This is a genomic window from Actinosynnema sp. NPDC059797 (assembly GCF_042732085.1).
In the GTDB taxonomy this organism is placed as follows: Bacteria; Actinomycetota; Actinomycetes; order Mycobacteriales; family Pseudonocardiaceae; genus Actinosynnema.
In genome coordinates, this window is record NZ_JBHWIE010000003.1 from 20,022 (window position 1) to 32,269 (window position 12,248).

12 protein-coding genes are annotated in these 12,248 nt (G+C 72.5%); 4 read left to right on the forward strand and 8 right to left on the reverse strand.

Annotation, left to right across the window (positions count from 1 at the left end; genetic code table 11):
- Nucleotides 1-277 precede the first annotated feature (277 nt).
- The 4 genes from dnaN to ACFV4N_RS01765 form a co-directional block, all read right to left on the reverse strand.
- A complete protein-coding gene (dnaN, locus tag ACFV4N_RS01750; RefSeq protein WP_499670574.1) occupies nt 278-1,381 on the reverse strand; it encodes a DNA polymerase III subunit beta in 1,104 nt (367 codons plus the stop codon).
- A 248-nt stretch (nt 1,382-1,629) separates the two neighbouring features.
- Nucleotides 1,630-2,871 carry an MFS transporter gene (locus tag ACFV4N_RS01755; RefSeq protein WP_499670575.1) on the reverse strand — a complete coding sequence of 414 codons (1,242 nt, stop codon included), beginning with the start codon at nt 2,869-2,871 and terminating at the stop codon, nt 1,630-1,632.
- Between the two features lie 501 nt (nt 2,872-3,372).
- On the reverse strand, nt 3,373-4,047 hold the full coding sequence (locus ACFV4N_RS01760; protein WP_015097742.1) for a Crp/Fnr family transcriptional regulator: 675 nt from the start codon (nt 4,045-4,047) through the stop codon (nt 3,373-3,375).
- A gap of 201 nt (nt 4,048-4,248) precedes the next feature.
- Nucleotides 4,249-4,500, reverse strand: a complete 252-nt coding sequence (locus tag ACFV4N_RS01765; protein WP_344034194.1) for a hypothetical protein — start codon at nt 4,498-4,500, stop codon at nt 4,249-4,251.
- Between the two features lie 205 nt (nt 4,501-4,705).
- Here ACFV4N_RS01765 and nth point away from each other — a divergent pair, with 205 nt between their 5' ends.
- From nth to ACFV4N_RS01785, 4 genes are read left to right on the forward strand one after another with little or no spacing between them, the layout of a single operon-like run.
- Entirely contained in the window at nt 4,706-5,473 is a 768-nt protein-coding gene (nth, locus tag ACFV4N_RS01770) for an endonuclease III (protein ID WP_499670576.1), read from the forward strand.
- Nucleotides 5,470-6,093 carry a TlpA disulfide reductase family protein gene (locus ACFV4N_RS01775; protein WP_499670577.1) on the forward strand — a complete coding sequence of 208 codons (624 nt, stop codon included), beginning with the start codon at nt 5,470-5,472 and terminating at the stop codon, nt 6,091-6,093. Before nth ends, ACFV4N_RS01775 begins: the two co-directional genes overlap by 4 nt.
- Nucleotides 6,094-6,128: 35 nt before the next feature.
- Complete coding sequence (locus ACFV4N_RS01780) at nt 6,129-6,761, forward strand: NUDIX hydrolase (RefSeq protein ID WP_499670687.1); 633 nt, start codon at nt 6,129-6,131, stop codon at nt 6,759-6,761.
- A complete protein-coding gene (locus ACFV4N_RS01785; RefSeq protein ID WP_499670578.1) occupies nt 6,758-7,945 on the forward strand; it encodes a MarP family serine protease in 1,188 nt (395 codons plus the stop codon). Before ACFV4N_RS01780 ends, ACFV4N_RS01785 begins: the two co-directional genes overlap by 4 nt.
- Here the strand turns inward: ACFV4N_RS01785 and ACFV4N_RS01790 are convergent, their stop codons facing one another.
- The 4 genes from ACFV4N_RS01790 to ACFV4N_RS01805 form a co-directional block, all read right to left on the reverse strand.
- Nucleotides 7,946-8,872: an alpha/beta fold hydrolase gene (locus tag ACFV4N_RS01790; RefSeq protein WP_499670579.1), complete on the reverse strand. Its 927-nt coding sequence runs from the start codon at nt 8,870-8,872 to the stop codon at nt 7,946-7,948. It abuts the gene before it with no gap.
- 5 nt (nt 8,873-8,877) lie between these two features.
- Complete coding sequence (locus tag ACFV4N_RS01795; RefSeq protein WP_499670580.1) at nt 8,878-9,348, reverse strand: phage holin family protein; 471 nt, start codon at nt 9,346-9,348, stop codon at nt 8,878-8,880.
- A gap of 122 nt (nt 9,349-9,470) precedes the next feature.
- A complete protein-coding gene (gene acs / locus ACFV4N_RS01800; protein ID WP_499670581.1) occupies nt 9,471-11,447 on the reverse strand; it encodes an acetate--CoA ligase in 1,977 nt (658 codons plus the stop codon).
- 202 nt (nt 11,448-11,649) lie between these two features.
- Nucleotides 11,650-12,219, reverse strand: coding sequence for a GNAT family N-acetyltransferase (locus ACFV4N_RS01805; protein ID WP_499670582.1), 570 nt, complete (start codon nt 12,217-12,219; stop codon nt 11,650-11,652).
- Between the last annotated feature and the right edge of the window lie 29 nt (nt 12,220-12,248).

Sequence of the window (12,248 nt, forward strand, 5' to 3'; positions counted from 1 at the left end):
TCGTCAGGTCGGGTTCGTCAGGTCAGGCTCGGTGGGCGGGTTGCTGGCGGAGAGCCGGGTGGGGGGCTCCCCCTGAGGTTCTCGGGGGTGGCCTGGGCGGGTTGTCGGTTGGGCGGGGTGGGTGGGCTGGTCGGGGTGTGGTGGGGCGGGGGTTGAGCGAGGTGAGGCGGGTGGTTCGTGGCGTCCTCATGGTTTAACCGATGATTGGTGACGGTGTTTTCGTACATTTTTTGTCGATGATCACCACATCGTGTGAACTTTGCCGACGCCTCGGCGGTCAGACGTTGGTTCGCAGGGGGACCACCAGGTAGGTCAGCTCCATGCCGTCCACGTCGGCTGGTGACGTGAGGACCGTGGAGCGCAGGCCGTCTTGGATGCGGAGTTCCACTCGGCGCCCGCCGAAGGCGCGCAGGGCGTCCGCCAGGTACCTGGCCTGGAACGTCTTGGTCACGCGGTTGCCGTCGACGGTGGCCTTCACCGACTCCTCCGACTCGCCCGCCTGTGGATCGCTGCCCCGCACCCGCAGCTCACCGTCGTGGAGCTGGAGGGTCACCGAGCCGTGCGGGCCCGCGTAGGGCACCGCTCGGCGCACGGCGCCCGCCAGGACGTCCGCTTCCACCAACACCGTGCTGTCGATGACCGCCTCCAGCAACTTGCGCACTCGATCGTCGGGGAACGGCGCGGCCAGCAGCGCGGTGCTCACGCTGCCGCCCGACCAGGACAGGGCGACGCGGTCGGCGTCGGCGTGGACCGCCACCTCGGCATCGCGGTCGGGCTGCCTGGACGCCTCGGCCAGGACCGCCGCCGGGGCCAGGACGTCCAGCTCCCCTGTCCGCACCCACGGTAGCGAAGCGAATGCCATTCGATAACGATCCGTCGCGATCAGTTCCAATCGAGATGCCGTACCGTGCACGCGCACGCCCGTGAAGACGGGCAGGGCGTCGTCCTTCGACGCGGCGCTCGACACGGCGGCCAGGGTCGAGGCGAGGGTCCGCGCGGGCACCGTGCCGACCGCGGGTGGGAGGCGCGGCACGCCGGGGTGCGAGGCCAGGTCCAGGAGCGGGAGCGCGAAGCGGGCGGTGCCGGTGCGGATGGCCAGGCGCGAACCCTCCACGACCAGGCGGACCTGCGGGTCGTCCAGGCCGCGCAGGGTTTCGGCCAGGGGCCTGGCCGGCACCAGGACCGCGCCGTCCGCGTGCACGGTGGCGGGGCGGGTCAGGCGGACGGCGTGCTCGCGGTCGCTGCCCGCCAGCTCGACCCCGTGCCGGTCGGCGCGCAGGACCACGCCCGCCAACACCGGGTCGAGCACCCTGGTGGGCAGCAGTCGGGCCACGTCGGCGGCGGCCGAGGCGAGGTCTGTCGTGGTGGCGGTCACGTCCATGTGGCGACGTTAGAGCCGACCACCGACAAAAACCGGTCCCGTCGGTGCACCTGTGGACAACTGGTCCGCCTGTGGACAACTCCCGTCGTCCGTCATCGGGAAGGCACCGCGAGAGGGAGACCGATGAGAGGGACCGATGAGGGGGACCGGCGGGACCCGGGGGGACCGATGAGGGCGGCTGGGAGAAGGCGGCCGGGGGAAGGTGGCCGGGAGCAAGCGGCTGGGAGGGGGAGAAGAGCCGGGCGGCCTCAGCGGGTGGCGGCCAGCTCCACCTCGTCCCGCCCGGGCAGCGGCGCGCCCGCCGCCACCGTGCCGCGGAACAGCCACACCAGGCCCGCGATCGCCAGCCCGGACACCGCCGCCGCCACGAACGCCGCGCCCGTGCCGTGCGTCTCCACGAGCTGCCCGCTCGCCGACTGCCCGATCGCCAACCCGACCGTCACCGCCGTCACCACCCAGCCGAACGCCTCGGTGGCCGTCCCGGCGGGTGCGACCTGCTCGATCGCCGTCGAGTGCGTGGTCGACTGGGGCGTGATCAGGGTGCCCACCACGAACAGCGCGGCGCCCAGCCCGACCAGCCCGGTCGGCACCGCCAGCAGCAGCGACAGCAAGCCGAAACCGCCGAGCAGCACGGGCAGCCGCAGGTGCATCGCCCGGGGGAACGGCTTCATCGAGTACAGCACGCCGAACAGCACCGAGCTGACCGACCACAGGCTCAGCAGCAGGCCGCCCACGCCGGGGTGGCCCGCCTTGGTCGCGGCCGCGGGCACGGCCACCTCGATGAACCCGATCGTCACGCCGAAGCCGAGCGCGGCCAGCGCGACCGTCCGCATGCCCGGCGACGCCAGGGCGCCCAGCAGGTTGCGCCGCGCCGGTTCGGGCCGCACGCCCCGCACGGTCGGGTTCAGCGCGAACCACAGCGCGCCGGCCACCATCGACGCCGCGCCGACGACCACGCCGGTGCCCGCCCACGGCGCCGCGACCAGCAGGCCCGCCAGACCCGGGCCGAGGATGAAGAAGACCTCCATGCTGATGGCCTCGTAGGCGTAGCCGGCGAGCCGCGTGGGCCCGGCGGGCAGCACGTGCGCCCACAGCGCCCGGGACGCCGACCCGACCATCGGCTCCGTGGCCCCGACGGCGAACGCCAGGGGCACGAGCGCGGGCAGCGCCGCGCCGGCCTCGACCGCCGTCACCGCCGCCGCCACGACCACCGCGAACAGCGACACCGAGGTGATCAGCGGGCGCGTCGGGCCGAACCGGTCCATCAGCCTGCCCTGCACGATCGAGCCGACCGCGACACCCACCAGCGCCGCCGCGGACACGAGTCCGGCGATGGCGAACGAGCCGCGCTCGCGCTGCACGTAGAGCAGCAGCGACAGGCCGATCATGGCGATCGGCAGGCGGGCGAGCAGGGACGCGGCGACGGGGCCGCGCATGGCTGGGGTGGTGAGGGCGGCGCGGTAGTCGGAGAGGCGGGCAGAGTGGGACATGCGTACCAGTATGAGGCTGGTGGTACGCCCGTACCAGTCATTTGCCGGTGCGGTTCCTCACCGGTCCCCGGCCGGTCGCCCGCTGGTCATCTACTGGTCACCTGCTGGTCGTCCGCCGGTTCCCCGCCGGTGATCTCGTCGACGGCCTCACCCGTACGGGGTGCCCCGGTGGCCTGAACCGACGTTGCGGTTCGATAACAACAATGGGATGACCGGGTGAAACATGCAACAAAACCGCTGAACCGGGGGTCCTTGAGGGTGAACGCCCTTGAGTTGCGGGAGGGGTCTCGTGCGATCGTTGGCGAAACAGCCTTTCCGCACCCGTTTCGGCCCAGGTCGCGACGGGTAACCCAACCTCCTTCCGGCGCCAAGGGTCGGGGCCTGCGGGCGCCGGAGGTGTGGAGGCGTGGTCTGTCGGGGGATGGGCCGCGCGAACAACAGGGCCGGTGCGCCGCGTCGGGGGCGGCGCCCGGCTCTGTTGCTCTTCGTCCTGCCGGCGCGCTACCGGGCCCGGCGGGCCAGCCGCTCCGGGTCCAGGATCAGCACGCTCTTGCCCTCCAGCCGCAGCCAACCGCGGTGGGCGAAGTCGGCCAGCGCCTTGTTCACCGTCTCGCGCGAGGCGCCGACGAACTGGGCGATCTCCTCCTGCGTCAGGTCGTGGGTGACCCGCAGCAGCCCGGCCTCCTGGCTGCCGAAGCGCTGCGCGAGCTGCAACAGCGCCTTGGCCACCCGACCCGGCACGTCGGTGAAGATCAGGTCGGCCAGCATGGAGTTCGTCCGGCGCAGCCTCCGGGCCAGGGCCCGCAGCAGCTGCTCGGCGATCTCCGGCCGGTTGGTGATCCACTGCCGCAGCGCCGGCCGGTCCATGCTGACCGCGCGCACTTCCGTCACCGTCGTGGCGGTGGACGTGCGCGGACCCGGGTCGAAGATCGACAGCTCGCCGAACATGTCGGACGGGCCGAAGATCCCCAACAGGTTCTCCCGGCCGTCGGGCGACTTCCGGCCGATCTTCACCTTCCCGGACTGGATGATGTAGAGCCGGTCGCCCGGCTCGCCTTCCGCGAAGATCACGTGGCCACGCGGGAATTCAACGGACTCCAGCGTCTGCGCCAGTGCCTCCGCTGCAGCCGGTTCAACCCCCTGGAAGATGCCCGCGCGGGCCAGGGTCTCGTCCACCTCGTCCCTCCTGTCGAGACACGGCGGCATGGTCGAGCGCGTTCCGCCTTCTGGCGGAGCAGCGCCTTGCCGCCGATCACTGAGAGCAGTCTAAGGGCTGTGGTGGGGATCGCCTTTCGGCGCGCCGCCAACAGCGCCCAAGACAGCGCGACGAGGCCCGCCGGGGGTGACCCCGAGGGCCTCGCCGTTGTTCGGTCCCGCTTAGCGGCGCACGCGTCGCTGGCGCAGGTTCCTGGCACGACCGCCCAGCCTGCGCAGCCGGAACAGCTCCAGCGCGCGGCCGATGCCGTGCCCGTAGAGCGCCCTGACCTCGTCGGGGCGCGCCGACTCCAGGAACTCCTCGACCTCGTCCTCCTGCACCGCGACGTGCCGGAGACGGGCTTCGACGCGCTCCATGAAGAGCGCGAAGAACATGATCACGATCGGAACGGCGATGACGAACCAGGCAGTCATGATGGCTCCGATCCTTGCGCATCCGGTTGAGCGCGCATGAGAGGGGGTCACTCCGGCGTGTCGTCGTGCGTTCTTACAGGGGACGTTCGTCACGGGTGCTGGTTGCTCGCCGTTGCTGTTCCCCGAGATCGACAGCCGACAAACACCCCCACCGTGCGATGCCGCCACGAGAGGTGACACGGGCCAACGCAGTAGTGTTCGGGGCATGGCCAAGAGCGCGGTGAAGCAGCCGGAGACGAGGTTGGGGCTGGTCCGCCGGGCGCGCCGGATGACGCGGGTCCTGGCCGTCGGCTACCCCGACGCGCACTGCGAGCTGGACTTCACCACGCCGCTGGAGCTGCTCGTCGCCGTGGTGCTCTCCGCGCAGACCACGGACGTCCGGGTGAACCAGGTCACGCCCATGCTGTTCCGCCGCTACCGCACGGCGCGGGACTTCGCCTCGGCCGACCGCACCGAGCTGGAAGAGCTGATCCGCCCCACCGGCTTCTACCGCAACAAGTCGACCTCCCTGATGGGCCTGGGCGCCGCGCTGGAGGAGCGGTTCGGCGGCGAGGTGCCCGGCAGGCTGGAGGACCTGGTCACGCTGCCCGGCGTGGGCCGCAAGACCGCGAACGTGGTGCTCGGCGACGCGTTCGGCGTGCCCGGCATCACCGTCGACACGCACTTCGGCAGGCTGACCCGCCGCTGGGGCTGGACCACCGAGGAGGACCCGGTCAAGGTCGAGCGCGAGATCGGCGAGCTGGTCGAGCGCAAGGACTGGACCCTCCTCTCGCACCGCACGATCTTCCACGGCCGGCGCGTGTGCCACGCCCGCACACCGGCCTGCGGCGCGTGCCTGCTGGCGCCGCAGTGCCCCTCCTTCGGCGTCGGCCAGGTCGACCCGGTCAAGGCGGAGAAGCTGGTCAAGGGCGAGGAGGCGCCGCACCTGATCGCGCTGGCCGAGCGAGTCCGGGCGGGGGAGAAGTTGGCGTGAGCGCCCGAGCGCGGTGGGCGGCCGTCGTCCTGGTGCTGGTGGTGGCGGGGGCGGTCGCCCTGTGGCCGAGGGGGTCGGACCCGAGGGGATCGGACCCGGTGGGCGCGGGCCCGCCGACCCGGTCCGCGCCGGACCTGGGCCCGCTGCGCGAACGGGCCGGCCTGGCCCCGTGCGCCGACGGGTCGGGCGGCACCCCGTCCGCGGCCCCGGGCGGGCCCGCCGAGCTGCGGGGGCTCGTCCTGACCTGCCTCGGCGACGGCACGCCGGTCGACCTGGCCGCGGCCCTGCCCGGTCGGGCGCTGGTGAACTTCTGGGCCACCTGGTGCGTTCCCTGTCAAGAGGAGCTGAAGGTGCTCGACGCGTACTCGCGCGAGCCGGGCGCGGTGCCGGTCGTGACGGTGCTCGTGGAGAGCAAGGAGGGTGACGGTCTGGAACTGCTGGCCAAGCTGGGCGTGCGCCTGCCGGCGATCCACGACCCGGACGACGCGGCGCGGGGCGCCTTCCGCACGCCACCCAGGCTCCCGGTGAGCTACGTCGTGGGCGGGGACGGCTCGCTGACCGAGGTGACCGAGCCGCTCGTGCTCGAATCGGTGGCGCAGGTGCGCGAGGTGGTCGGGTGACCGCCCTGGTCGAACCGGGTGACGTCCCGGAGTGGATGGCGGGCCTGGTCAAGGCCACCGCCGAGATCGACGCCCGCGCGTTCACCCGCATCGCGCCGCCACCGCCCGGCACGGGCCGCCCGGCCGCCGTGCTCATGCTGTTCGGCGAGGGGCCCGACGGCCCCGACGTGCTGCTGCTGCGCCGCGCCGACACCCTCGGCTCGCACCCCGGCCAGGTCGCCTTCCCCGGCGGCGCGGCCGACCCGACCGACGACGGCCCGGTGGACACCGCGCTGCGCGAGGCGTTCGAGGAGACCGGCGTGCTGCGCGAGGGCGTGCGGCCGGTCGCCACCCTCCCCGAGCTGCACGTGCCGGTGTCCGGTTTCGTGGTCACGCCGGTGCTGGCGCACTGGACCGAGCCGTCGCCGGTGGCGCCGGTCGACCCGGCGGAGACGGCCGCGGTCGCGCGGGTGCCGGTCGCGCACCTGGCTGACCCGGCCAACCGGTTCCGGGTGCGCCACTCGGCCGGCTACGTCGGGCCCGCGTTCTCCGCACCCGGCATGCTGGTGTGGGGTTTCACCGCCGGGCTGCTGAACGGCCTGCTGGCGCTGGGCGGGTGGGAACGGCCGTGGAACACCGCGGACGTGCGTGACCTCGACCTCGCCCTGCGCGCGACGGAGGTGCCGTGAACTGGGTCGACCTGCTCGTGCTGGCGCTCGCCGCCTTCGCCGCGGTCTCCGGCGCCCGACAGGGCATGGTCGTCGCGCTGCCCGCGTTCGTCGGCGTGCTCATCGGCCTGGTCCTGGGCACCCAGCTCGCGCCGATGGTGGTGGCCGAGTTCGAGAACGTGGTGACCAAGGTCGTCTTCGCGGTCGGCGTCGTGGTGCTGCTGGTGGCCCTGGGCGAGACGCTGGGCGTCTACGTGGGCCGCACGGTCAAGCCGCGGATCAGCTCCAGCCCGCTGCACGGCGTGGACAGCGCGCTGGGCGCGATCGTGCAGGCATCCGTGGTGTTCGTGGTGGCGTGGATGATCGCGCTGCCGCTGACCATGGTCGCGGGCATGCCGGGCCTGTCCAAGGGCCTGAACCAGTCGGTGATCCTGTCCACGGTGGACGAGGCCATGCCGCAGGCGGCCCGGGAGCTGGCCGACGACCTGCGCAACCTGTTCGACGTGTCGGGCTTCCCGGCGGCGGTCAACCCGTTCGACCGCACCCCGCTGCGCGACGTCGAGCCGCCCGACCCGACGCTGGCGGAAGACCCGGTCGTGCAGCGGCTGCGGCCCAGCGTGGTGAAGGTGCGCGGGCGCGCGCCGGCGTGCTCGCGGGCGCTGGAGGGCACCGGTTTCGTCATCGCGCCGGAGCGGGTGATGACGAACGCGCACGTCGTCGCGGGCACCACGGACGTGTCGATCGAGGTCGGCCTGGGCCGCTTCGACGCGACGGTCGTGCACTACGACGCGCAGACCGACGTGGCCGTCCTGGCGGTGCCGGACTTCGACGCCGCGCCGCTGGAGTTCCGCACGGACGAGATCGCGCCGGGCGAGGACGGGATCGTGCTGGGCTACCCGCTGGACGGCCCGTACACGGCGTCCTCGGCGCGGGTGCGCGAGCGGATCCCGGTGCTGCGCGGGCCGGACATCTACGACGCGCAGACCGTGACGCGGGACGTCTACACGGTGCGGGCGGAGGTGCGCAGCGGCAACTCCGGCGGGCCCCTGGTGGACCCGCAGGGGCGGGTGATGGGCGTGGTGTTCGGCGCCGCGGTGGACGACCGGGAGACCGGGTTCGTGCTGACCGCGCAGGAGGTCGCGGACGAGGTCCGGGACGCACCCGCGCTGGTGCGGAGGGCGTCCACGCAGACCTGCGCGTCGTGACTAGGACCCGCCCAGGAACTCGCTGATCAGCTTCGTCGTGGTGTTCGGCGACTCCTGGTGCGGGAAGTGCCCCACCTCGGGCAGCACGTGCAGGGACGAGTTCGGTCCCGCCCACTGGCCCGACGCGGCCGCCGTCGACTCCAGCACCACCGGGTCGAGCGCGCCGTGGACCTGGAGCACCGGCACCTCCAGCCGGCGGTCGATGGCCTCGGCGAAGCGGCGGCCGTCGCTGCGCAGCTGCGAGCGCACGGCCCAGCGGTAGTACTCCAGGGCGCAGTGCGCGACGCCCGGCACCAGGGCCGCCTCGCGGTTGCGCCCGACCACCTCGTCGAACTCCGGCGACACCGTCCACTTCGGACCGGACCAGGCGGCGAACAGGCCGCCGACCGCGGCGGCGCGGTCCCTGGTCAGCCGGCGCTCGGGCCAGATCGGCACCTGGAAGCGGAACACGTGCGAGCTGGCCCGCCCCTGGCGGCGGGGGTGGCGGCGGATCGCGCGGCGCAGGGCCAGCGGGTGCGGCGCGGCCAGCGCGGTCACCGAGGACACCAGGCGGGGGTGCATCGCGCCGACCGTCCAGGCCAGCATGCCGCCCCACGCGTGCCCGACCAGGTGCGCCCGCGTCGCGCCGAGGGCCTTGACCAGCCCGGCGACGTCGCCGGCGAGGGTGAACCCGTCGTAGCCGCGCGGCGGCTTGTCCGAGTCGCCGTAGCCGCGCAGGTCCACGGCCACGGCCCGGTACCCCGCCTCGGCCAGCGCGGGCAGCTGGTGCCGCCACGCCCACCAGAACTCGGGGAACCCGTGCAGCAGCAGCACCAGCGGTCCGTCGCCCATCTCCGCCACGTGCAGGCGGATGCCGTTCGCGGACACGTCCCGATGCGCCCACGGGCCGGGCACCCGCGAGGTCGACGGGTCTGGCGGCGGCCGCACGGCCGTCAGCGGCTCTCGCCGCGGTGCCGGATGGCGGCGACCGTGTCCCTGGCCGAGTCGATGGTCCGCTGCGGCGCGCGCAGCTTCCGCACCTTGCGGACGCCGAGGAACGCGAACACGCCCGCGACCACCAGCATCAGCGCGAACACGATCAGGAACGCCGCCCACCGGGGCAGCCACACGTCCAGCAGCTCCGCGCCGAAGAAGAAGAAGAAGAACGAGCTGAACAGCAGCACCGTCAGCGCGACGATGAAGTAGACGCTGCCCTTCAGGCCCTTCTTGATCTCGCCCGCGACCTCGGACTTGGCGAGTTCGACCTCGGCCCTGACCAGGGTGGACAGGTGCGCGGTCGCGTCGCGCACGAGACCGCCGATGGAGGTCTCGCCGGCGATCCTCTCCGGGCTCTCCGCGGTCAACGGGATCGACGGGACAGGTGGCAGCCCGCTGCCGTTGGTGTTCTCCCGAGCGCTGGTCACCGGGCCATCGTGCCATGCACGGGCGGTCGAGGCCGCTCGACCGGCAGATCACCCCGCCGCGTCGGCGCGCCGGTGCGCGAAGGGGGCGCCCCCCGTGCGGGAAGCGCCCCCTCGCGACGTGCTCAGTCCTCCGAGGCGCCCGACTTCAGGCCGCTGGAGATGAGGTCCATGACGGACGAGTCGGCGAGCGTGGTGACGTCGCCGACCTGGCGGTTCTCCGCCACGTCGCGCAGCAGGCGGCGCATGATCTTGCCCGAGCGGGTCTTCGGCAGCTCCGGCACGACCATGATCTGCCGCGGCTTGGCGATCGGGCCGATCTCCTTGGCCACGTGGTCGCGCAGCGCCTTGATCGCCTCCGCGCCGTCGGAGCCCTCGGCCACGCCGCCGCGCAGGATCACGAACGCCACGATGCCCTGGCCGGTGGTCGGGTCGGACGCGCCGACGACCGCCGCCTCGGCCACCGTCGGGTGCGAGACCAGCGCGGACTCGACCTCGGTGGTGGAGATGCGGTGCCCGGACACGTTCATCACGTCGTCCACCCGGCCGAGCAGCCAGATGTCGCCGTCCGCGTCGTACTTCGCGCCGTCGCCCGCGAAGTAGAAGCCCTGCTCGCCGAACCGGGACCAGTAGGTGTCGCGGTAGCGCTCCTCGTCGCCCCAGATGCCGCGCAGCATCGACGGCCACGGCTCGTCGAGCACCAGGTAGCCGCCACCGCCCTTGGCGACCTCGTTGCCCTGGTCGTCGACGACCTTCGCCGAGATGCCGGGCAGCGGGCGCTGCGCCGAGCCGGGCTTGGCGGACGTCGCGCCGGGCAGCGGGGAGATCATGATCGCGCCGGTCTCGGTCTGCCACCAGGTGTCGACGATCGGCGTCCGGCCGCCGCCGACGTTCTCCCGGTACCAGATCCACGCCTCCGGGTTGATCGGTTCGCCGACGCTGCCCAGCACGCGCAGGGTGGACAGGTCGTACTTGGCCGGGATGTCCGCGCCCCACTTCATGAAGGTGCGGATCAGGGTGGGCGCGGTGTAGTAGATCGTGACGCCGTACTTCTGGATGATCTCCCAGTGCCGGCCCTCGTGCGGGGTGTTCGGGGTGCCCTCGTAGACGACCTGCGTGACGCGGTTGGACAGCGGGCCGTAGACGATGTAGCTGTGCCCGGTGACCCAGCCGATGTCGGCGGTGCACCAGTAGACGTCCGTGTCGGGCTTCAGGTCGAACACGTTGTGGTGCGTGTACGAGGTCTGGGTCAGGAAGCCGCCGGAGGTGTGCAGGATGCCCTTCGGCTTACCCGTGGTGCCCGAGGTGTAGAGGATGAACAGCGGGTGCTCGGAGTCGAAGGCCTCGGGGGTGTGCCGGTCGGACTGGCGGTCCACCACGTCGTGCCACCACACGTCGCGGCCGTCGGTCCACTCGACGTCGCTGTTCGTGCGCTTGACCACGAGCACGTGCTCGACGCTCTCCGCACTGGCCACGGCCTCGTCCACGGCGGGCTTGAGCGGCGCCGGGTTGCCGCGCCGGTACTGGCCGTCGGTGGTGATCACGAGCTTGGCCCGGGAGTCCTCGATGCGGGTGCGCAGCGCCTCGGCGGAGAAACCGCCGAACACCACGCTGTGCAGCGCGCCGAGGCGGGCGCAGGCGAGCATGGAGAAGATCGCCTCGGGGACCATCGGCATGTAGATGGCGACCCGGTCCTCGGCGCCGACGCCCAGCTCGGTCAGCGCGTTGGCGGCCTTGGAGACCTCGCGCTGGAGGTCGGCGTAGGTGATGGCGCGGCTGTCGCCGGGCTCGCCCTCCCAGTGGATGGCGACCTGGTCGCCGTGGCCGGACTCGACGTGCCGGTCGACGCAGTTGTAGGCGACGTTGAGCTTGCCGCCGACGAACCACTTCGCGAAGGGGGCGTCGGACCAGTCGAGGACCCGGTCCCACTTCGTGTCCCAGGACAGCCGCTCGGCCTGCTCCGCCCAGAACGCCTCGCGGTCGGCGTTCGCCGTGTCGTACAGCTCGGCGGTGGCGTTGGCCTGCGCGGCGAACTCCTCGCTGGGCGGGAACGTCCTGTTCTCCGTCAACAGGTTGTCCAGGGCGGCGTGCGGCTCTGTCATGGCGGGGCGTACCTCCTGAATCCGTGGGGTGCGCACCGACCGTAGTGCGATCCAGCTCACTGCGCACCCAAAAGGTTCAGACCAATTTCGGCGGGTTCCGAAACGCGTGGGTAACTGTGTAACCCGCTCGGACGGCCCTGACCACAGTGTTCCCGCCGAACGACACCTAAGTTGCGACCAGCGGCACCTGGCGTGAGCCTGGTCACGTGGTGAGGCGCGCCTTGAGCAGCGGCCACTCGTCGGCGGTCATCGAGTAGACCACGGTGTCGCGCAACGTCCCGTCCGGGCGGACCCGGTGCACGCGCAGGACGCCCTCGCGGGTCGCGCCCAGGCGCTCGATGGCGCGCTGGGAGCGCTCGTTGCGCAGGTCGGTGTGCCAGCCGACGCGGTGCGCGCCGAGGTCCTCGAACGCGCGCTGGAGCAGCAGGAACTTGGCGTTGGTGTTCAGCGCGGTGCGCTGCCAGCGCGTGCCGATCCAGGTGTGGCCGATGTAGAGGCCCCGGTGCCGCGGGTCGATCTCGTAGTAGGAGGTGGTGCCGGCGACCTCGCCCGTGCGCGGGTCGACCTGGGCCCACGCGAGGCGGTCGGGGTCGGCCAGGGCGCGCTCGACGTAGGCGCGGGTTTCCTCCAGGTCCTTCGGTTGCGGCGTGTTCATCCAGGTCCAGATGTCCGGGTCCTTGCCGGCTTCGTGCAGGCCCTCGACGTGGTGGGGCCCGAGGGGTTCCAGGCGGACGTGGGCGCCGGTGAGCACGGGGCGGTCGTACCAGGTCATACCTCGACGGTAATACCGGAAGTGGCTAC